At 72.9% G+C, this 20387-nt stretch carries 19 protein-coding genes and 1 pseudogene; 12 read left to right on the top strand and 8 right to left on the bottom strand.

The window, feature by feature from the left end:
* Positions 1 to 79 precede the first annotated feature (79 nt).
* The gene (locus tag ACZ516_RS03045) at positions 80 to 1036 is read left to right on the top strand and encodes a potassium channel family protein (protein WP_469008712.1); all 957 of its coding nucleotides are present in this window, start codon (positions 80 to 82) and stop codon (positions 1034 to 1036) included.
* Positions 1037 to 1476: 440 nt separating this feature from the next.
* Here ACZ516_RS03045 and ACZ516_RS03050 read toward each other — a convergent pair whose 3' ends face one another.
* Positions 1477 to 1866 (bottom strand): peptidase inhibitor family I36 protein, encoded by a 390-nt coding sequence (locus ACZ516_RS03050; protein ID WP_358581791.1) that lies wholly within the window; start codon positions 1864 to 1866, stop codon positions 1477 to 1479.
* A gap of 340 nt (positions 1867 to 2206) precedes the next feature.
* Between ACZ516_RS03050 and ACZ516_RS03055 the strand changes: the two genes are divergently transcribed.
* On the top strand, positions 2207 to 3427 hold the full coding sequence (locus tag ACZ516_RS03055; protein WP_469008204.1) for an alpha/beta hydrolase: 1221 nt from the start codon (positions 2207 to 2209) through the stop codon (positions 3425 to 3427).
* A gap of 66 nt (positions 3428 to 3493) precedes the next feature.
* Positions 3494 to 4375: a DUF4429 domain-containing protein gene (locus tag ACZ516_RS03060; protein WP_361080846.1), complete on the top strand. Its 882-nt coding sequence runs from the start codon at positions 3494 to 3496 to the stop codon at positions 4373 to 4375.
* Between the two features lie 42 nt (positions 4376 to 4417).
* On the opposite strand, the gene ACZ516_RS03065 is transcribed toward ACZ516_RS03060, so the two are convergent.
* Entirely contained in the window at positions 4418 to 5419 is a 1002-nt protein-coding gene (locus ACZ516_RS03065) for an aldo/keto reductase (protein ID WP_361081032.1), read from the bottom strand.
* 78 nt (positions 5420 to 5497) lie between these two features.
* The gene (locus ACZ516_RS03070) at positions 5498 to 5971 is read right to left on the bottom strand and encodes a MerR family transcriptional regulator (protein ID WP_358581798.1); all 474 of its coding nucleotides are present in this window, start codon (positions 5969 to 5971) and stop codon (positions 5498 to 5500) included.
* Positions 5972 to 6149: 178 nt separating this feature from the next.
* On the opposite strand from ACZ516_RS03070, the gene ACZ516_RS03075 reads away from it, so the two are divergent.
* Positions 6150 to 6965, top strand: coding sequence for a serine hydrolase domain-containing protein (locus ACZ516_RS03075; RefSeq protein WP_361080850.1), 816 nt, complete (start codon positions 6150 to 6152; stop codon positions 6963 to 6965).
* A gap of 110 nt (positions 6966 to 7075) precedes the next feature.
* On the opposite strand, the gene ACZ516_RS03080 is transcribed toward ACZ516_RS03075, so the two are convergent.
* A complete protein-coding gene (locus ACZ516_RS03080) occupies positions 7076 to 7750 on the bottom strand; it encodes a pirin family protein (RefSeq protein WP_361080852.1) in 675 nt (224 codons plus the stop codon).
* Between the two features lie 59 nt (positions 7751 to 7809).
* Here ACZ516_RS03080 and ACZ516_RS03085 point away from each other — a divergent pair, with 59 nt between their 5' ends.
* The 5 genes from ACZ516_RS03085 to fabF all read left to right on the top strand — a co-directional run bounded on the left by ACZ516_RS03085 (position 7810) and on the right by fabF (position 12785).
* The gene (locus ACZ516_RS03085) at positions 7810 to 9075 is read left to right on the top strand and encodes a PucR family transcriptional regulator (protein WP_361080854.1); all 1266 of its coding nucleotides are present in this window, start codon (positions 7810 to 7812) and stop codon (positions 9073 to 9075) included.
* 89 nt (positions 9076 to 9164) lie between these two features.
* Positions 9165 to 10076, top strand: a complete 912-nt coding sequence (locus tag ACZ516_RS03090; protein WP_358581808.1) for an ACP S-malonyltransferase — start codon at positions 9165 to 9167, stop codon at positions 10074 to 10076.
* A 28-nt stretch (positions 10077 to 10104) separates the two neighbouring features.
* The gene (locus ACZ516_RS03095) at positions 10105 to 11106 is read left to right on the top strand and encodes a beta-ketoacyl-ACP synthase 3 (RefSeq protein WP_469008208.1); all 1002 of its coding nucleotides are present in this window, start codon (positions 10105 to 10107) and stop codon (positions 11104 to 11106) included.
* A 97-nt stretch (positions 11107 to 11203) separates the two neighbouring features.
* Entirely contained in the window at positions 11204 to 11452 is a 249-nt protein-coding gene (locus ACZ516_RS03100) for an acyl carrier protein (protein ID WP_030777934.1), read from the top strand.
* Positions 11453 to 11522: 70 nt separating this feature from the next.
* Positions 11523 to 12785: a beta-ketoacyl-ACP synthase II gene (fabF, locus tag ACZ516_RS03105; RefSeq protein ID WP_361080857.1), complete on the top strand. Its 1263-nt coding sequence runs from the start codon at positions 11523 to 11525 to the stop codon at positions 12783 to 12785.
* Between the two features lie 72 nt (positions 12786 to 12857).
* On the opposite strand, the gene ACZ516_RS03110 is transcribed toward fabF, so the two are convergent.
* On the bottom strand, positions 12858 to 13352 hold the full coding sequence (locus tag ACZ516_RS03110; protein WP_358581814.1) for a DUF3145 domain-containing protein: 495 nt from the start codon (positions 13350 to 13352) through the stop codon (positions 12858 to 12860).
* 342 nt (positions 13353 to 13694) lie between these two features.
* On the opposite strand from ACZ516_RS03110, the gene ACZ516_RS03115 reads away from it, so the two are divergent.
* Entirely contained in the window at positions 13695 to 14603 is a 909-nt protein-coding gene (locus ACZ516_RS03115; RefSeq protein WP_469008210.1) for an SGNH/GDSL hydrolase family protein, read from the top strand.
* A 42-nt stretch (positions 14604 to 14645) separates the two neighbouring features.
* Here ACZ516_RS03115 and ACZ516_RS03120 read toward each other — a convergent pair.
* A pseudogene (locus ACZ516_RS03120) lies at positions 14646 to 15494 on the bottom strand (glycoside hydrolase family 3 C-terminal domain-containing protein); the annotation flags it as partial.
* A 206-nt stretch (positions 15495 to 15700) separates the two neighbouring features.
* Positions 15701 to 16672 (bottom strand): LysR family transcriptional regulator, encoded by a 972-nt coding sequence (locus ACZ516_RS03125; RefSeq protein ID WP_469008212.1) that lies wholly within the window; start codon positions 16670 to 16672, stop codon positions 15701 to 15703.
* 130 nt (positions 16673 to 16802) lie between these two features.
* On the opposite strand from ACZ516_RS03125, the gene ACZ516_RS03130 reads away from it, so the two are divergent.
* Positions 16803 to 18038 carry an MFS transporter gene (locus tag ACZ516_RS03130; protein WP_469008213.1) on the top strand — a complete coding sequence of 412 codons (1236 nt, stop codon included), beginning with the start codon at positions 16803 to 16805 and terminating at the stop codon, positions 18036 to 18038.
* Between the two features lie 270 nt (positions 18039 to 18308).
* On the top strand, positions 18309 to 19544 hold the full coding sequence (locus tag ACZ516_RS03135; RefSeq protein ID WP_469008713.1) for a pyroglutamyl-peptidase I: 1236 nt from the start codon (positions 18309 to 18311) through the stop codon (positions 19542 to 19544).
* Here ACZ516_RS03135 and ACZ516_RS03140 read toward each other — a convergent pair.
* On the bottom strand, positions 19502 to 20359 hold the full coding sequence (locus ACZ516_RS03140) for an EI24 domain-containing protein (RefSeq protein WP_358700706.1): 858 nt from the start codon (positions 20357 to 20359) through the stop codon (positions 19502 to 19504). The two genes, ACZ516_RS03135 and ACZ516_RS03140, sit on opposite strands and share 43 nt — an antisense overlap.
* Between the last annotated feature and the right edge of the window lie 28 nt (positions 20360 to 20387).

Genomic DNA, 20387 nt, shown 5'->3' on the forward strand with positions numbered 1-20387 from the left:
TCCGGAGGGCGACGGGCCACGGGTCCCGTCGCCCTTCGGCGTTTCCTACGATGCGCCCATGAAGGAACGACCGCCGCAGGTGCGCGGTGAGCGGAAGTCCCGGGACCGGCGCCGGGAGCGGGAGCGGGAGCACCGGGGATCGGACCGCCCGGGGCGCGGGAGGTCGGGGCGTTGGGAGACGAGCCGCTGGGAGAAGGACCGCTGGGAGCAGCTCACCCAGGGGCCGCTCCTCGGGCTCGCCGTAGCGTTCGCCGTCGCGTACGCCGTGCCGATCGTCGTGCCCGACGCCGATCCGGCCGTGTCGCGGGCCTGCACGGTCGTGGAGTGGGTCGTCTGGGGTTCGTTCGCCTTCGACTATCTCGTGCGTCTCCTCCTCACCGATCACCGCGGACAGTTCATCCGCACGCACTGGCTCGACCTGTGTGCCGTGATCCTTCCGATGATCCAGCCGCTGCGGCTGCTGCGGCTCGTCTCCACGCTGATGCTCGTCGGCCGGCGTGCCCGCATGGCGTCGCAGATCAGGTTGACGACGTATGTGGTGGGCTCGGTGGTCGGCCTGCTGATGTTCGGTTCCCTCGCGGTGCTCTCCGTGGAGCGGGACTCACCGGACGGGAACATCAAGACTCTGGGTGACGCGGTGTGGTGGTCCTTCACCACCATGACGACGGTCGGTTACGGCGATCACGCCCCGACGACGGGCCTCGGCCGGGTGCTCGCGGTCGGGTTGATGCTGTCGGGCATCGCGCTGCTCGGTGTGGTCACCGCGAACATCGCGGCGTGGTTCATCGCCCGCTTCGAGAAGGACGACGTGGAGGAACGGCGCCAGACGGCCGCCATCGAGGCGTTGACGGCCGAGGTACGGGCCCTGCGGGCGCAGGTGACGGCTCTGTCGGGAGCCGGCTCGGCACCTCGCCCGGTGGGCGGGGAGGGCCCCGTGGGGGACCCCGCCGCCGGGGAGGCCGCCCCCGGGAAGGCCGCACCCCGCGAGGCCGCCGCCGGGGAGGCCGAGGCGCTCGGTGGGCGAGGGACGGCCTGACCCCGGGGCGGGGCGGCGGACGCCAGCCCGGCTGGGCACCAGGGCGAGGCAGCAGCCAGGATGCGTCTCAGGGCGGGCGCTGGCCCGGATGCGCCTCAGGGCGAGACGGTGGCCCGCCTGTGCCGCAGGGCGAGGCGGCCGCCCAGCTGTGCCCCGGGGCGAGGCAGTGAGCCGGCTGCGTTCTCAAGGCGAGGCAGCGGCCCGGATGCACCTCAGGGCGGGGTGGTCGCCGGCGGGCCGAGGGGGGGCCTCGGCCCGAGGGGCCCGGCGATCGTGTGGATGGCTTTGGCCCTTTCGGGTGGCGCGCGGTCCGGCCCGCTCCGCGACCACGTGCGGCCGCGTGAGCGAGGGTTCTCGCGCGTGCTGTGCCCGAAGCCCGAGACCCGCCGTCATCGCCCTTGACGCGGCCGGTTCGGGCCCGTCACCGCGAGTACCCCTCCTCAGCTCTCCCAGACCTTGAAGGCCCGTACGCGGTAGGGGGATTCGGGCGCCCAGGTGCCGCTGCCCGGGTAGGTGTTGAATTCACCGGTCTCCGCGCATTTCGCGGACTGGTACGCGGTGACGGGGCGGCCGGTGCGATTGGAGACGGCCTGCGCGCTGCCCCCCTCCGGCAGCGCGACGCAGCTCTCGATGTCGATGTCGGTCAATTCGTAGGCGTGCCGCGCACCCTTGAATCCCGCTTTCTCCCAGAAACACACCGCGCCGGGGTCACACCTGCCGAGCGTCGGCGGAGCGGCGGCCGCGAGGTGTGCGGGAGAGAGGATCAGCGCGCTGAGCCCGGCGAGTGCGGTGAGTGCGGCCGCCGTGACGGCTGCGACGCTCGTGGGCATGGTCCTGGGCATGGTCGTACGCATGTGTTCAACCCCCGTGTGGTGTGGATCAGTTGTCCGCGCCGTGCGGACCTCACGTCAGAACTGTGGACCGCCCGACCGCGCCATCGGAAGGGGTACGAATGTGCGTCACCCGGATAGGCGAAAGCCCCCCAGAACACCCCTTAAGGGTTCCCCCCTGCGCCACACCTCCGGCCCCCGCATCACGCCCGCACGCCGCACACGGAGCGTGACGACACCACTCAAACGCGCCCGCTTTTACCCCGATTACCCACTCGAAACCGTGATCTGTCTCACGCGATGCACGGTATGCATCGGGGTTCTCCTAGGCTGTTCCGCAGTGACTTCCTTCGACTCATCCCCTCAACTCAACGCCTGGCGCACTCTGCTCGCGCTGGCCGTCGTGTTCGTCATGCTGGCGACCACCGGCTGGACCGCCGTACGCGACCACAAGGGCGAATCCTCGCCCCTGGAGGCCGCGCGCTCCGCATGGGAGCGGGGCAGCATAGGCGGACACGCGCTGCCCGACCCCGAAGGTCCCGCCGCCCGGCTCGGCCACTTCTTCGCCTCGCTCGACGAGCGGCAGCGCGACCGGCTCGCCCGCCGCTACCCCCTCGCCGTCGGCAACATGAACGGCGCGCCCGTCGACCTGCGCTACCGCGCGAACCGCGTCGCCCTGGCCCAGGCCCGCAAGGTGGAGCGGCAGCGCATGCGCGACAAGCGCCTCTCGCCCTTGGGGCAGCAGGAGGCCGAGCGCAGGATGAAGCGGTTCGGGGTCATGATGCGTCCCAGCCGGCACGTCCTCGCCTTCGACCCCATGGGTACCGGGCGCATGGCCGAGGTCTTCGGGGATCTCGACACGGCGCGCCGGGTCTCCGTCGTGGTGCCCGGCGTCGACACCACCGTGCTGACGTTCGAGCGGACGTTCCGCAAGTACTCGGCTCCGGTGGGCATGGCGAAGGCGCTCTACCGCGAGGAGCGCGCCGTGGACCCGCGCGCGCGTACCGCCGTGATCGCCTGGGCCGACTACACCGCGCCCGTGGGCATCGGCGTGGACGCGGCCACGGCCATGCGCGCCGAGAGCGGGGCCGTACGCCTCGACTCCCTGGTGCGGGCGCTGCCCGGACGCTCCCCCGTGGCGCTCTACTGCCACAGCTACGGCTCGGTGGTGTGCGGGGTGGCCGCGCGGACCCTGCCCGACCGGGTCACCGACATCACGGTCGCGGGCAGCCCCGGCATGCGCGCCGAGAAGGCCTCGCAGCTGGGGACCGAGGCCCATGTCTGGGCCGCGAGGGACAGTGACGACTGGATCCAGGACGTGCCGCACCTGGAGGTCGGCGGGCTCGGCCACGGCGCGGACCCGGTGTCCGGCGGCTTCGGCGCGCGAGTGCTGTCCGCGGCGGGCGCGGCCGGGCACACCGGTTACTTCGAGCCCGGCACGCAGAGCCTGCGCAACTTCGCCGAGATCGGCACCGGGACCTACCGCGACGTGCGGTGCGCGAGCGGGGACGGCGCCTGCCGGAAAGGCCTTTTTGGCGGGGCAGCGGCCCGACGCGCGTAGAAATCGTCGAAACAGCGGCCCGCCGCAGGAGGGACGGAGGCACGCGTGCCGCCTACGATGAGCCGCATGGGTGATGTTCTGGCCGGATTTCACGCCGCCTGGGAGTTCGAGTCCGACTCCGTGCTCATCCGCTTCGAACGGGGGATCCGCACACCGAAGCTCTACCAAGCGCTCGGTGAGCGGCGTATCCCGCTTGAGGCGATCGCGGCGGTGACGCTCTCCCCGGGCAAACGCGGGACCGTCGTCCTGCATGCCGTGCCGAGACCGGGCGCCGATCCTCTGATGGAGGCGGCGGCGGGGCAGCTCAAGGACGGCTGCGACCCGTATCGTCTGGTGCTGCCGGCCGAGCGGGAGACGCTCGCCGAGTACTACGCGGACGAGCTGCGGGCGCTGCTCCCGGCGCACGACCGCGGGCCCTGCGATCGCTACCTGGTGGCCGCGCCCGAGGCTCCACTGCAGTTCAAGGCGTACGACGGCAAGGCGTCCTTCGACGGCAAGCAGGTGTCCTTCCGGTGGTTCTGGACGGGCGCCTCCTCGGCGAAGTGGAAGGCCGGGGACCAGAGCTTCCCCGTGACGGACCTGTGCGGCATCGAATGGCGTTCACCGGAGGTCTTCGAAGGCCATCTGCGGCTGCTGCGCCGGGAGAGCCCTGTCACGCAGCCCGCGCAGGCCGACCAGGACCCGGCGGCCGTCGTCTTCGGTCTCGGCTACGGCCCGGTCCACGAGTCGCTGCCGTTCGCCGCGTCGGTCCTGGCCGCCGTACGGGCCTCGGGGCCGCTCGCGCCGGGCGACGGGGTCGGCGCGAGCGTGGCCGTCGCCGCGGTCGTCCGCCGCGACCCGGCCGACATCGCGGACCGCATCCGGCACCTCGGCGAACTGCACCAGGCGGGTCTCCTCACGGATGACGAGTTCACGACGAAGAAGGCCGAGCTGCTGGCGGAGCTGTGAGCGGCCGGCGCGGCGGCGCGATGCGGGGGCGGTGCGGCCCGGTTACTCCCGGCCCGCCGAGGTGAAGGTCATGTCGGCGTACCGGTCGCCCGCGACCTCCGCGGCGATGGGGTCGAGCAGGGCGAGCTCGTCGTCGCTGAGGGTGATGCGGGTGGCCGCGGTGTTCTCCTCGACGCGGGTGCGCTTGCGGGTGCCGGGGATCGGGACGACGGACAGGCCGTGGACCGCGGACCGCTGCTGCACCCAGGCCAGGGCGATCTGGCCGAGGCTCGCGCCGTGGGCGTCGGCGACCGTGCGGACGGGGGCCAGCAGGGCCGCGTTGGCGGCGGCGTTGGCGCCGGTGAAGCGGGGCTGCTGGCGGCGGAAGTCGTCCTCGCCGAGTTCCTTGTCGGCGTGGACGAACGCGCCGGTGAGGAAGCCGCGGCCGAGCGGCGAGTAGGGCACGAGGGCCACGCCGAGCCCGGCGGCCGCGGGGACCACGCCCCGCTCGATGTCGCGGCTGAAGAGCGACCATTCGGACTGGACGGCGGCGATGGGGTGGACGGCGTGGGCGGCACGCAGCTCGTCGCCGGTGACCTCGCTCAGGCCGAGGTGCCTGACCTTGCCCGCGGCGACGAGTTCGGCCATCGCGCCGACCGTCTCCTCGATGGGGACACTCGGGTCCCGGCGGTGCATGTAGTAGAGGTCGATGACGTCCGTGCCGAGGCGGCCGAGGCTGGCATCGACGCTGGAGCGGATGTAGGAGGGGGAGTTGTCGATGCGCCGCTTCGCCGGCTCGTTCGGGTCGATGGCCAGGGCGAACTTGGTGGCGATGACGATCTCGTCGCGGTGCGCCTTGAGGAAGGGGGCGAGGAACTTCTCGTTCTCGCCCATGCCGTAGACGTCGGCGGTGTCGTAGAGGGTGACGCCCAGTTCGAGGGCGCGCTCCAGGGTCGCCCGGGCCTCGTCGGTGTCGGTGGGGCCGTAGGCGAAGCTCATGCCCATGCAGCCGAGGCCCTGGACACCGATCTCGGGGCCGTCGGCGCCGAGGCGGGTCGTGGCCATGCCGTGAGCAGTGGTGTCGGGCGTCGTCGTCTTGCCGGGCGTCGTCTTGTCAGGCGTCTTGTCAGGCGTCATCGCAGTTCAGAGCCTCTCCGGCGCCGTGCGGGCGCCAGCGTACGTATTGATCTTGTGGTCGAGGACCGCGAGCGTGTCCCGCAGCTCCGCGATACGGGCGCGGACGTCGTGCCGGGTCCGCTCCAGGAGGTCCTGGCGCTCGGAGAAGGTGTGCTCGCCCTCCCGCACCAGTTCCGCGTAGCGGACCATGTCGGCGACGGGCATGCCGGTCAGGCGGAGTTTGCCGACGAAGGCGAGCCAGTCCAGGTCGCGGTTGCGGTAGCGGCGCTGGCCCGTGTGGGAGCGGTCGATGTGGGGCATCAGGCCGATCCGCTCGTACCAGCGCAGGGTGTAGGCGGTGAGGCCGGTGAAGGCGGCGACTTCGCTGATCGTGTAGTGGTCCTGCCCGTCCGGGCGGCGCGGCCCGGCGGGCGCGGGGGCGCAGGGGTCGGCACCGCGGGCCGGGCGGGCTGGTGCAGGCGTGGTCTCCATCACCGTCATGTCCCTCACGCTATGACCTTGGAGTGCGCTCCAAGCAAGTGGGTCAGGAGGAATTCCCGGGAACGTCTCACCTGACGAGCGGGCCCAGGAGCCCGGCCTTCACTGGTGCCCGGCGCCCCCCAAGTCCCCGGTGTCCCCGGTGTCCCTGGAGTCCCCGGGAGGAATTAGGCTCGGCGGCATGCAGAGCTTGGCGATGATCGAGAACTGGCCGGTCCCCACCGCTGCCGCCGCTGTGGTCCGCGCGGACGGGACGATCGCCGGGGCGCACGGGCCGACGGACCGGCGCTTCGCACTCGCCTCGGTCACCAAGCCGCTCGCGGCGTACGCGGCGTTGGTCGCGTACGAGGAGGGCGCGGTCGAGCTGGACGAGCCCGCCGGGCCCGAGGGGTCCACGGTGCGGCATCTGCTCGCGCACACCAGTGGCCTCGCCTTCGACGAGCACCGGGTGACGTCGGCGCCGGGGACGCGGCGGCTGTACTCCAACGCGGGGTTCGAGGTCCTCGGGGAGCACATCGCCAGGGCGACGGACATCCCGTTCGCGGAGTACCTGCGGCAGGCGGTGCTGGAGCCGCTCGGGATGAGCGCCACGGCGCTGGAGGGCGGCGGTTCGCCGGCCAAGGACGGGGTGTCGAGCGTCGACGACCTCGTCAGGTTCGCGGCGGAGGTGCAGGCGCCTCGGCTGCTGGACGCGCGGACGGTGGCGGCGGCGATGACGGTGACGTATCCGGGGCTGAAGGGTGTGCTGCCGGGCTACGGGCACCAGAACCCCAATGACTGGGGGCTCGGGTTCGAGATCCGGGACGGCAAGGCGCCGCACTGGACGGGCAGTACGTCGTCGCCTCGGACCTTCGGGCACTTCGGGCAGGCGGGGACGTTCCTGTGGATCGACCCGGACGCGGGGGCGGCCTGTGTCGCGCTGACCGATCGGCCCTTCGGCCCTTGGGCCGTGGAGGTCTGGCCCGCGTTCACCGACGCGGTGCTCGCGGAACTCTGAGGACGGCCGCACGGCAAGCACCACGTACGCCCGCACGGCAAGCACCGCACAGCAAGCGCCCCGCACGGCCAGGACCCCGCCCGGCGAAGACAGGCGTGCCCCCGGCCCCGTCAGCCCCGCTCGGCCCCCGCCATCTCCCACACCAGCAGCTCCGCCGGGGCGCTCGCCCCGGCCACCGCCTCCAGGGCCCGCTCGTCCGTGGCCCGCGCCGAGTCCCCCGGCCCCAAGTGGTGCTCGCCGAGCCGTATGTCGCCGCGGACGACGTGGACGTAGGTGAAGGGGGCGTCCGGCAGGGCGGTGCGTTCGTCCGGGGCGAGGCGGCGGATGTGGAGCAGGGCGCCGGCGCCGGGGATCTCGTACGGGGTGGAGTCGGCGATCCCGTGGACGACCGCGTAGGACGGGTCGCCGCCCGGGGAGAGCGGGGCCAGCCACATCTGGACGAAGACGAGGGGGGTGTCGCCGTCGTTGCGCTCCACGTGCCGCACACCGCCCGCCGCCGAGAGGTGCTGGAGGTCGCCGGGGCGCACGAGTGACTCCCGGCCCGTCGAGTCGCGGTGGGTCAGCTCGCCCGCCACGACCCAGGTCACGATCTCCGTGTGGCTGTGGGGGTGTTCGTCGAAGCCCGCGCCGGGTGCGAGGCGTTCTTCGTTGCAGGCCAGGATCGCGCCGAAACGGAGGTTGTCGGGGTCGTAGTGGGGCCCGAAGGAGAAGGCGTGGAAGGACTCGATACCGGCCTCCGCCTCCCCGCCGCGGTACCGGTCGCCTGAGCGCCGCAGGTCTATCACGGACCCCACGTTAGCCCCGGCACCGCATGTCCCCGCCCCGATAAGGCAGTCTTGTCCCCGTGCCCGAACCCTCAGCGAACGAAGACCGCCAGGAGTCCCCGCCGGGGTCCGCCCCCGGGTCCCCCTCGGATCCGGGAGCCGGTCCCGGCCGGGACCGCCGCACCCCGCACGCGCACACCGCGACCCTCAAGCGCCTGGAGAAGTCGTCGGGGAGCCTCGCGGCGCAGGCGATCGCGCGCATGGACGAGACGCTGTCCTGGTACCGGGCCATGCCGCCGGAGAACCGCTCCTGGATCGGCCTGGTCGCGCAGGCCGGTATCGCCGCCTTCACCGAGTGGTTCCGGCAGCCGGACGCCCCGCAGGCCATCTCCACCGACGTCTTCGGGACCGCCCCCCGCGAGCTGACCAGGGCGATCACCCTGCGCCAGACCGTGGAGATGGTGCGTACGACGATCGAGGTGATGGAGTCCGCGATCGACGAGGTGGCGGCCCCGGGCGACGAGTCCGTGCTCCGTGAGGCGCTGCTCGTCTACGCCCGCGAGATCGCCTTCGCCACCGCCCAGGTGTACGCGCAGGCCGCGGAGGCACGCGGTGCCTGGGACGCCCGGCTCGAATCGCTCGTCGTGAACGCGGTGCTCTCCGGGGAGGCCGACGAGGGTGCCGTCTCCCGCGCCGCCGCGCTCGGCTGGAACTCCCCCGAACACGTGTGCGTACTCCTCGGCACCGCCCCGGACGGCGACAGCGAGCTGACCGTGGAGGCCATCCGGCGCGCCGCCCGACATGCGAAGCTGCAGGTCCTGACGGGCGTCCTCGGGGCTCGCCTGGTCGTGATCGCGGGCGGCAGCGACAATCCGCTGGCGGTCGCGAAGGCGCTGATCGGGCCGTACGCCGCGGGTCCCGTGGTGGCCGGGCCGATCGTGCCGGACCTGCTCGCGGCGACGCGCTCCGCGCAGGCGGCGGCCGCCGGGCTCAAGGCGAGCATCGCCTGGCAGGACGCCCCGCGGCCCGTCCTCGCGGACGATCTGCTGCCGGAGCGCGCGATGGCCGGGGATCCCTCGGCCCGCGAACAGCTGGTGGAGGAGATCTACAGACCGCTGGAGGAGGCGGGCTCCGCGCTCCTGGAAACACTCAGCGTCTATCTGGAGCAGGCGAGCAGCCTGGAAGGCGCCGCGCGGATGCTGTTCGTTCACCCCAACACCGTGCGCTACCGGCTCCGACGTGTGACTGACGTCACCGGATGGTCGCCCTCCGATGTGCGCTCCGCGTTCACGCTGCGCATCGCGCTCATCCTGGGGCGTCTGGCCGACGGGGATCCTCAGTCGTAGGGTTTTGTGGGGCCCCTACAATTCCCCCACCCGTTCTTCGTCCCTGTCCCCACGGGCGGCTCAGGCCGTCGACAAGAGAGAGTGTGAGAGTGCTCGTACTCGTCGCTCCCGGCCAAGGCGCTCAGACGCCCGGCTTCCTGACCCCCTGGCTCGACCTCCCCGGCGCCGCGGACCGCCTCGCCGCCTGGTCGGACGCCATCGGGCTCGACCTCGCCCACTACGGCACGCGGGCCGACGCGGACGCGATCCGCGACACCGCCGTGGCCCAGCCGCTGCTGGTGGCCGCCGGACTGTTGTCCGCCGAGGCACTCGGTGACATCGCGCCGGGCGCGGTCGCCGGACACAGCGTCGGTGAGATCACGGCCGCCGCGTACGCGGGTGTGCTCGGCGACGACGACGCCCTGCGTCTGGTGCGCAAGCGCGGGCTCGCCATGGCCGAGGCCGCGGCCGTCACGGAGACCGGCATGGCGGCGCTGCTCGGCGGCGACCCCGAGGTCACCGTCCCGCACCTGGAGAAGCTGGGCCTGACCCCGGCGAACATGAACGGCGCGGGCCAGATCGTGGCCGCCGGCACCAAGGAGCAGCTCGCCGCCCTGGAGGCCGACAAGCCCGAGGGGGTGCGCAAGGTCGTCGTCCTCAAGGTCGCGGGCGCCTTCCACACGCACCACATGGCCCCGGCGGTGTCCCGCCTGGAGGAGGCCGTCCAGGGTCTCGCCCCCGCCGACCCGAGGACCACCTACGTCTCGAACCGCGACGGCCGGGCGGTCACCACCGGCGCCGAGGTGATCGAGCGCCTGGTCGGCCAGGTGGCCAACCCGGTCCGCTGGGACCTGTGCATGGAGACCTTCCGCGAGCTGGGCGTCACCGCGCTGATCGAGGTGTGCCCCGGCGGCACCCTGACCGGCCTGGCCAAGCGTGCGCTGAAGGGCGTGCAGACGCTCGCGGTGAAGACCCCCGACGACCTCGAAGCGGCCCGCGCGCTCGTCGCCGAGCATTCCTGAGCCGACGACAGACAAGGAGCCGTTGCGCATGTCGAAGATCAAGCCCAGCCAGGGCGCACCGTACGCGCGGATCATGGGTGTCGGCGGCTACCGGCCCACCCGTGTCGTGCCGAACGAGGTGATCCTGGAGACGATCGACTCGTCCGACGAGTGGATCCGTTCCCGTTCGGGCATCGCCACCCGCCACTGGGCCTCCGAGGAGGAGACCGTGGCCGCCATGTCGATCGAGGCGGCCGGCAAGGCGATCGCCGACGCGGGGATCACTCCCGAGCAGATCGGCGGCGTGATCGTCTCGACCGTCTCGCACTTCAAGCAGACCCCGGCCATCGCGACCGAGATCGCGGACAAGATCGGCGCGGGCAGGCCCGCCGCGTTCGACATCTCCGCGGGCTGCGCCGGCTTCGGCTACGGCCTGACGCTGGCCAGGGGTATGGTCACCGATGGTTCGGCCGAGTACGTCCTGGTCATCGGCGTGGAGCGGCTGAGCGACCTGACCGACCTGACCGACCGCGCCACGGCGTTCCTGTTCGGTGACGGCGCCGGCGCCGTGATCGTCGGCCCCTCCAAGGAGCCGCGGATCGGTCCGACGGTCTGGGGCTCGGAGGGCGACAAGTCCGAGACCATCAAGCAGACCGAGTCCTGGGAGGCGTACCGCAACGGCGCGCCCGACAAGTTCCCGGCCATCACGCAGGAGGGCCAGGCGGTGTTCCGCTGGGCCGTGTTCGAGATGGCGAAGGTCGCCCAGCAGGCGCTGGACGCGGCCGGGATCAGCGCGGACGACCTGGACGTCTTCATTCCGCACCAGGCCAACGAGCGGATCATCGACTCGATGGTGAAGACTCTGAAGCTGCCCGAACACGTCACGGTCGCCCGTGACGTGCGCACCACGGGTAACACCTCGGCCGCCTCGATCCCGCTCGCCATGGAGCGGCTCCTGGCGACCGGCGAGGCCAAGAGCGGCGACACCGCGCTCGTCATCGGCTTCGGGGCGGGTCTCGTGTACGCCGCCACGGTCGTTACCCTCCCCTAGGCATCACGTCCGGATCGCGAGGTCCGGACGGTCCCACCAACCTGCCGCTGCCGCGGCGGGCGCCACACCCTCTGGATACATACGAAGGAGCGCCAACATGGCCGCCACTCAGGAAGAGATCGTCGCCGGTCTCGCGGAGATCGTGAACGAGATCGCCGGCATCCCGGTCGAGGACGTCCAGCTGGACAAGTCCTTCACCGACGACCTGGACGTCGACTCGCTGTCCATGGTCGAGGTCGTCGTCGCCGCCGAAGAGCGTTTCGACGTCAAGATCCCGGACGACGACGTCAAGAACCTCAAGACGGTCGGCGACGCGACCAAGTACATCCTCGAGCACCAGAACTGACCGAGCCCGAGCTCAGTCGCCACCCGGCGGTGGCGCCGTTGATCCCCTCAACACCGTGGAGAAAATTCCTGTGAACTCGACCAATCGCACCGTGGTCGTCACCGGTGTCGGCGCAACCACACCGCTGGGTGGCGACGCGGCCTCGACGTGGGAGGGCCTGCTCGCGGGCCGCTCCGGCGTCAGTCTGCTGGAACAGGACTGGGCGGCCGAGCTGCCGGTCCGCATCGCCGGTCAGATCGCCGTGGAGCCCGGCGAGGTCATCCCGCGCCCGCAGGCGCGCAAGCTGGACCGCTCGGCGCAGTTCGCGCTGATCGCGGCCAAGGAGGCGTGGGCGGACGCCGGCTACACCGCCAAGGCGGGCGAGGACTCCTCCGTGGACCCGGACCGCCTCGGCGCGGTGATCGCCTCCGGCATCGGCGGCGTGACCACCCTCCTGGACCAGTACGACGTGCTCAGGGAGAAGGGCGTACGCCGCGTCTCCCCGCACACCGTGCCGATGCTGATGCCCAACTCCCCGGCGGCCAACGTCGGCATCGAGCTGGGCGCCCAGGCGGGCGTCCACACCCCGGTGTCGGCCTGCGCCTCGGGCGCGGAGGCCATCGGCTACGCGGTCGAGATGATCCGTACCGGCCGGGCCGACGTCGTCGTCGCGGGCGGCACGGAGGCGGCGATCCACCCGCTGCCCATCGTGGCCTTCGGCAACATGATGGCGATGTCCAAGAACAACGACGACCCGCAGGGCGCCTCGCGCCCCTACGACGCGAACCGCAACGGCTTCGTGCTCGGCGAGGGCGCCGGTGTGATCGTCCTGGAGTCCGAGGAGCACGCGAGGGCCCGCGGCGCCAAGATCTACGCGGAGGCCGTCGGCCAGGGCATCTCGGCCGACGCGCACCACATCACGCAGCCCGAGCCGTCCGGCAACGGCATCGCCGCGGCGCTGCAGAACCTGCTCGACACGACGGACCTCAAGCCGGCCGAGATCGTGCACGTGAACGCGCACGCCACCTCGACGCCGCAGGGCGACGTCGCCGAGATCAAGGCGCTGCGCAAGGCCTTCGGCGACGACGTCGACCACATGGCGATCGCCAGCACCAAGTCGATGACGGGTCACCTGCTCGGTGGCGCGGGCGGCGTGGAGACCGTGGCCACGGTCCTCGCGCTCAAGCACCGCATCGCCCCGCCGACGATCAACATCGAGAACCTCGACCCCGAGGTCGACGCGGACGTCATCCGCGACGAGGCCCGCCCGCTGCCCGAGGGCCGCATCGCGGCGCTGAACGACTCGTTCGGCTTCGGCGGCCACAACGTCGTCCTGGCGTTCAGGACCGTCTGACCCGGATCCGATGTCACCCGAAGGGGCCTCCACCGCATGGTGGGGGCCCCTTCGGGTTACCCGGCCCAGATGTCAGACGACCTGGTGCAGCCACCGCACCGGCGCGCCCTCGCCGGCGTACCGGAAGGGTTCCAGCTCGTCGTCCCAGGGCTTGCCGAGGAGCTTGGCCAGCTCGGCCTCCAGGTCGCTCTCGCCGCGCTGCGAGCGGGCGAGGGCGGCGCGCAGCCGGTCCTCGGGGATGAGGATGTCGCCGTGCAGGCCGGTGACGGCGTGGAAGATGCCGAGGGCGGGTGTGGCGCTGTACCGCTCGCCCTCGGCGTTCTGGCTCGGTTCGGCCGTGACCTCGAAGCGCAGCAGGGACCAGCCGCGCAGCGCGGAGGCGAGCTTGGAGGCGGTGCCCGCCGAGCCCTGCCAGGAGAATTCGGATCTCCAGGTGCCCGGCGCGGCGGGCTGCCTGATCCAGTCGAGGCTCACACGCGCGCCGAGCACGCCCGCGACGGCCCACTCGACGTGTGGGCACAGCGCGCGCGGGGCGGAGTGCACGTACAGAACTCCACGTGTCGTCACCGGGACCTCCAGTGTGGGTCGAGGTTCGCCTTCCCCCGGCGGCCTCGCGCCCGTGCCGAGCAATTTTCCCCAAATGCTAGAGAAACCTGGGAAAAGGGGACAGATGTGACGTGATGTAATTTAGCGGAACCACGGCAGCGGGGCGTCACCGGGTGGATCTCCCGCCTGTCGCCGCCGTGACAGCGGTGGCCGGGCGGCTACGGGGCGAGGCTACCGTGCGGCGGGGCAAGGAGTGTGACGTACCGTCGGTCCCGGGGCCAGAAAAGTCCGACCTTTCACCCGGCGGGGCGCAACCCCGGGCACGCGCACGGCGTCACGTTGAACGACAGAGGGGACCAGGGGATGCGGAACCGCAGGCACCGTTCGCGTACCGTCGTCGCCCTCGCGGCGGCGGCCCTGCTCGGCACATCGCTCGGCGCGTGCGACGCCCAGGGCGGGAACTCCCCGGCGCCCGGCCCGTCCGCGCACCGCAAGCCCTCCCCCAGGCCCACGCCCGCCTGGGACACCACGCCCCGTTCGCTCGCCGCGGTCGGCGACTCCATCACGCGAGGCTTCGACGCCTGCTCGGTGCTCTCCGACTGCCCCGAGGCGTCCTGGGCGACCGGCACGGACGTCGAGGTCAAGAGCCTCGCCACACGGCTGCTGGGAAAGGAACGGGCCGCCTCGCACAGTTGGAACCACGCCAAGACCGGCGCCCGCATGGCGGATCTGACCGGCCAGGTCCAGCAGGCCGTCATCGAGCGGCCCGAGCTGGTGACGGTGATGGTGGGCGCCAATGACGCCTGCCGCCCCTCGGTCGGCGCCATGACGCCGGTCGGCGAGTTCCGCGCCGACTTCGAGGAGGCGATGCGCACCCTGCGCCGCTCGCTGCCGAAGGCGCAGGTGTACGTGGCGTCCGTGCCGGACCTCAAGCGGCTCTGGTCGCAGGGGCGCACCAACGCCCTGGGCAAGCAGGTGTGGAAGCTCGGGATCTGCTCCGCGATGCTGGCCGACCCGGACGACCTGGGCCCCGCGGCGTCCGAGCGGCGGGCGCGGGTGCAGGACCGGGTGGTGGCGTACAACGAGGTGCTCGAAGAGGTGTGCGACGAGGACCGCCGGTGCCGGTACGACGGCGGGGCCGTCTTCGACTACCGCTTCGACGGCGACCAGTTGAGCCACTGGGACTGGTTCCACCCCAGCAAGAACGGCCAGGCGCGCCTCGCCGAGCTGGCCCACCGTCAGGTGACCTCCAGGAAGCCCGTGGCCCGGTGACGGTGTACGGATTCGCCGCGGGGTGATGTCGGGCGCCGCCCCTCACGCCGCCAGGGGTGCGCACAGGCGCCGGTCCGCGAGGGAGCGGCCCGCCTCCACCTGGCAGGAACCGCCTTGGTGGGCCCAGGCGTTGCGCTTCTCGTCCCAGATCTCGAAGGCGCGGCGCGGGAGTTCCACGCGCGCCTCGACGACCTCGCGGCCCGCGCGGCGCCCGTGGTTGCGGACGCGGGCGGTGGCCGTCGTGGCGTTCACGGTGAGCGACTCGTACGTCCAGTCGGTGTAGCCGAGGCCGTGGCCGAAGGGGTACGACGGGGTGGCGCCGGCCCTGTCCCAGGCTCGGTAGCCGATGAAGACGCCCTCGTCGTAGGCGAGTTCGCCGTCGGTCGGGGCGACCCGGGTGACGGGGGCGGCGGCGAGGTCGCCCCAGGTGGTGGGGAGCCGGCCCGTCGGCTCCTCGGCGCCGAGCAGGACGTCGGCGAGCGCGGCGCCGCCCTCCTGGCCGGGGAACCAGCTCAGCAGCACCGCGGCGACCTCCTCGCGCCAGAAAAGCTCCACCGGGGAGCCGGAGTTGACGACGACGACCGTGTTCGGGTTGGCGGCGGCGACCGCGCGGACCAGGTCGTCCTGGCGGCCCGGCAGCCGCAGGTCCCGGCGGTCGAAGCCCTCGGACTCGACGCGCTCGGTGGTCGCGACGACCACGACGGCGGTGTCGGCCTGCCGCGCCGCCTCGACGGTCTCGGACATCAGTTCGTCGGCGGCGCGCCGCGGCCCGAGGTGGACGAAGGAGAACATGACGGCGGGCAGCGGGGTCGCGAGCGCCTTGTCCGGCCGGTGCAGCAGGGAGACCGCGACGGGCTCGCCCGCCGTGAGCGCCACGGTGCCGCGCTCGACGGACGGTCTCGGCGACCGCCCCCTCGGCGACCTCGCCGGCGCGGACGGCGGCGGCCGGGCCCGGGTGCCGTGCGCCTGGATGCCGCCATGGCGGTGCCTCCTCGGTGAGCCGTCCCGGCCGTCCGTGCCGGTCGCTCCCATCCTGCCCGCGGGGCGGCGCGAGGCCGAGGGGCGGGGAACGGCCCGTGGAGATCCTTCGGCGGGGTCTACCGTCCGCCGGGTGCGGCCCGGCGCCCCTCGGGCGGGCGCGGTGTCATGGCCCAGGTGGGGCGCCAGACCGGTTCGGGCGGCGGGGTCAGGCCCGCGAAGTGGCCAAGGACCGCCCGCAGCCCCGGATGGGGGTCGGCCCGGGGGCGGATGAGTGAGAGCGGGTACGCGAGCGTCGGGCCGAGGATCGGGATGCGGCGCAGGTCGTGGCCGGTCGGCCAGAGGTACCGGTCGCGCGAGCCGACGAGCGTGGCGACGTCCGGGGAGTCGGCGAGGACGTCGAGGAGCACCTCGTTGCCGAAGTTCGGGCCCGCCGCGTCCACGCGGAGGTCGAAGGCGGTGGCCAGCTGGTCGTAGAAGTCCGCCCACTCGCTGCGCGGCGCGATGCCGGGCACCCAGATCCGGTGTCCGCGCAGCCGGGAGGGCGTCAGGGTGCGCGCGGAGGCGAGCGGGTGCCTCGGGCCGACGAGGAGTTCCAGCGGGGAGTCGCACGCGTGGACCATCCGCACGTCGTGCGGCAGCGCCGCCGGGTCGGTGACCGAGCGGAAGGAGGCGTCGATGTCCCCCGCCCGGACGGCGGCGACGGCCTCGCGCGGGTCGTCGACCCTGAGCGTCACCACGTCGAGGTCGGTCCCGGGGTGCGAGCGCCAGTAGTCGTGCAGGACGACGGCCTGCGCGGAGCGCAGTCCGAGCACGTCGATCCGCAGGGCCCGGGAGCCCGGTCCGAGCGCGGTGACGGCCCGGTCGGCGGCCGCGACGATGCTCCGGGCGTGCGGGAGGAAGGCCTGGCCGTCGAGGGTGGGCTCGACGCCCCGGGCGGTCCGCGTGAACAGGCGTACGCCCAGTCGGCGTTCCAGGGCCGCGATCCGCTTCGACACGGCTTGCTGGGTGACGCCCAGCTCGTCGGCCGCGTGCTGGAGCCGGCCCAGCTCGGCCGCGCGGACGAAGGAACGCACCGCCTCGGTATCCATGGGCCCAGCCTATGCGTGCCCAACCGATGGTTGTGGACGGAGCGGGGCCGGTTGTTTGATCTGGAGCCGGTCCGGGCGGTGGGATGCCGGTGCACGAACATCGGTTGTCGGCGAGGAGGGGCGGATCCCTGTGCCTGTGCGTCTGGGGCGCGATGTCGACCGGCTGTGGTCGGCCTACGCCGTCAGCACCTACGGGACCTGGCTCGCCTTCGGCGCCTTCCCGCTCATCGCGGTCCGGGTCCTGCACGTGTCGGCCTTCGCCGTCTCGCTCCTGGAGGCGGTGGGCCCGGCCGTCGCGGCGCTCGTCGCGTTCTCGCTCGGGCCGTGGATCGAGCACCGGCCCAAGCGGCCGGTGATGATCGTGCTGGACCTGGTCCGGTTCGCCGCGCTGGCGAGCGTGCCTCTCTCGTACGTGCTCGGGCTGCTCGCCTACGGGCAGTTGCTGGGGGTCGCGGTCGTCTGCGGCACCGCGAACATCGCCTTCGGTGCCGCGTCCGGCGCGTATCTGAAGCATCTCGTCCCCGGCGAGCGCCTGCTGGTGGCGGCCGGGAGGTTCGAGGGCACGAACTGGCTGGCGACCGCGGCGGGGCCGCCCCTCGGCGGCGCGCTCGTCGGCCTGCTCGGCCCGGTCGTCACGGTCACGGCCGACGCCGTCAGCCACCTCTTGTCCGCGCTCGGTGTCCTGCGCATCCGCGGGACCGACGTCGCCGTGGCCCATGAGGAGGGCGCGGGGGCGCGTGGCGGAACGCGCCGTGACGCTCTGCTCGCCGGGCTGCGGCGCATTCTCCGGGACCGGGTGCTCAGCCGGCTTTTCCTCAACTCCACGCTGGTCGGGGGGCTGATCATGGCCACCGCCCCGCTCCTCGCCGTCCTGCTCCTGGGCCGCTACCACCTGCCGGCCTGGCAGTACGGCCTCGCCTTCGGCGTGCCCGCGCTCGGCGGGTTCGCGGGCGCCCGCCTCTCCGCGCGCCTCGCGGCCCGCTACGGCCGCCACCGGGTCCTGATCGTCTCCGGCCGCCTGCGTTCGCTCTTCCCGCTCGGGCTCGCGTTCGTCGGCCCCGGGGTCCCCGGTCTCCTCACGGTGATCGCCGTCGAGGGCCTGCTGATCACCTGCATGGGCGTCTTCAACCCCCTCCACGCGGCCGAACGCCTGCGCCGGACTCCCCCGGAGCTGGCCGCCCGGGTCCTGAGCACGTGGAGCGCCGTCAGCAGACTCGTGCAGGCCGCCCTGGTGGTGCTCTGGGGCGCCCTCGCCACGCTCACCGGACCACTCACCGCGATCACCGTCTCCGGGGTGCTCCTGCTCGCCACCCCGCTGCTGCTGCCCGTGCGGGAGCTGAGGGCGACCGCCGTGTCCGTCGGCTGACCGGCCGGGGCTTCAGCGGCTGCCGGGGCGGGGCACGCTGCGGCAACTCATCCGGCGGCGGGCCCGAAATCTCCGCCGCCCGCCGCCGATCCGGCGGCCCGCGTGGCACGCGCCATGGCGTTCGCCCCGTCCGTCCCGCGATACTTCCGCCACCCCACCGGTCACGGAAGGACTCGCGTGCTCTCTCGACCCCGTACCCCCTCTCGACCCCGTACCCCCTCTCGCCCCCGTACCCTCGCCCGGCTCGGCGCCCTCGGTGTCGCCGCCCTGCTGGCCGGTCTCACCGCCCCGGGGCCGGCCGCCGCGGACGACGGTGGCGGCGCCGCCACCGTCGAGGAGCGGCGCCTGGAGCGGGCCGCCCCGCAGGAGATCCTGCGGCGCGGCGGATTCGACTCCCTCGCCCCGGAGTTGGCGCGGGCCCTGGGCAAGGCCCGCTCTTATGACCAGGCCCGCCGGATCGTCGTACGGGACGGCAGGGCGCTGTGGCGGCGTGCCGTCGACCGGGCGCAGGGGCGCGGCCCGGCCGGCGGGGACCTGAGCCGCGACGACGACCGGCCGCTGTACTGGGCGCGGCTCGCGATGACGCGGGAGCTGCGGCAGTGGGAGCCGGCCCGGTTCGCCCTCGGCGAGGAGCGGCGGGCCCGGCTCATATCGGCCCTGGAGCGGACGTCCCGAGGGCAGGACGGCGTCCGCTTCCCCGGAACAGGGGACGGTGGTGACGGGCGCGGTGGCAAGGGGCGCCCCGTGAAGCGGATTCTCGTCACCGGCTTCGACCCGTTCACCCTCGACCGGGATGTCCGCATCAGCAATCCGTCGGGTGCCACCGCCCTGGCGCTGGACGGCACGACGATCCGTACCGCCGACGGGCCCGCCCGCGTGGAGGCGGTGACCTTCCCCGTGCGCTGGCGGGACTTCTCCGAGGGGGCCGTGGAGCGGGCGCTGCGTCCGTACCTGCCGCACGTGGACCTTTTCACCACCATCAGCCAGGGCCGCGTCGGCCGCTTCGACGTCGAGCGGACCAACGGGGCCTGGCGCGGCGGGTTCCCGGACAACGAGAACGTCTCCCGGACGGAGACCGTGCCGGTGGCCGACCCGGCCTCGCAGCCCCAGTGGACGACGACGACCCTCCCGTACAAGAGGATCGTGGAGGCCGGGACGGGCCGTTTCCCCGTGTACGACAACACGTCGGTGACCGAGATCCCGGCGGGCGGCGGCGCTCCCGTGGTCCGGCCCGACGGGCCCACCGAGGGGTCGACGGCCCGTGCGGGCGGCGGCGGGGACTACCTCTCCAACGAGATCGCCTACCGGGTGACGCTGCTGCGCGACCGGCTGGGGCTGCGCCAGCGGCTGCCCGGCGGCCATGTGCACACGCCCGTCCTCCAGTTCGGCGCGGGCAACACCGACCCGGCGACGGGCGCGGTCACCGATCCGCAGTTCGTGCGCAACCGGCTCGACATCATCGATCAGGTGCGGGGGATCCTGCGGGCTGCCGCCTCGTCCTCCTGACGGCCTCCGAAGTCGCCCTGAAGGCCTCCGGAGTCGCCCCGCCGGCCTCGGGAGTCGCCGTCGTCGCCGTCCGCGCCGTTCTCGCCCATCAGGTCCCGTGCCATCAGCGTCGCGCCCGCGACCGCGCCCGGCATCAGGAACACCGCGACGAACGGCACCAGGAAGGCGACGGCGAGCGGCGTCCCGAAGCCCCAGGCGAGGCCCTTGCGGGAGCGCAACAGGGCGAGCCGGTCGCGCAGTTCGACACCGCGGCGCTGGAGCGCGACGGCGGTCAGCTCCTCGGTCAGGAAGAAGCCGGTGACGCAGAAGCCGATCACCGGCACCACGGTCTGGCCGGCGACCGGGATGAAACCGAGCGCGAAGACCAGGACGCCCCAGAGCGCGGCGCGCACGACGATGCGCAGACTGTCGCGTCCGGAGATCCACAGGTCGCGCCAGAGCGGGAGCCCCGACTCGGGGGCGTGGCCCGACTCGGCGATGTCGACCTTCTCGGACAGCGACTCGTAGAAGGGCTGCCCGATCAGGAGCGTCACCGCGGTGAAGGTGAGGACGGACAGCAGCAGCGCGAGGGCAAAGAGCAGCACCGTCAGGAAGCCGCGGAAGAGGCCTTGCCACGGCGCGGACCAGTCGTCGGCGAAGGGCGTGGCCCAGCCGACGGCGTCCTGCCCCCATACGGCGAGGGCGACGAGCGCCGCCACGTAGAGGACGAACGTGAGGAGGCCGGGCAGCAGTCCCCATCCGTACTGCTTGCCGTGCTGGGCGACCCAGCGCTGCCCCTTCATCAAGTAGCCGAAGCCCACACCCAGATCGCGCATGCGGCACACCTTAGCCGCAGGCCGGGGA

It is taken from the genome of Streptomyces sp. NPDC034037, assembly GCF_055575715.1.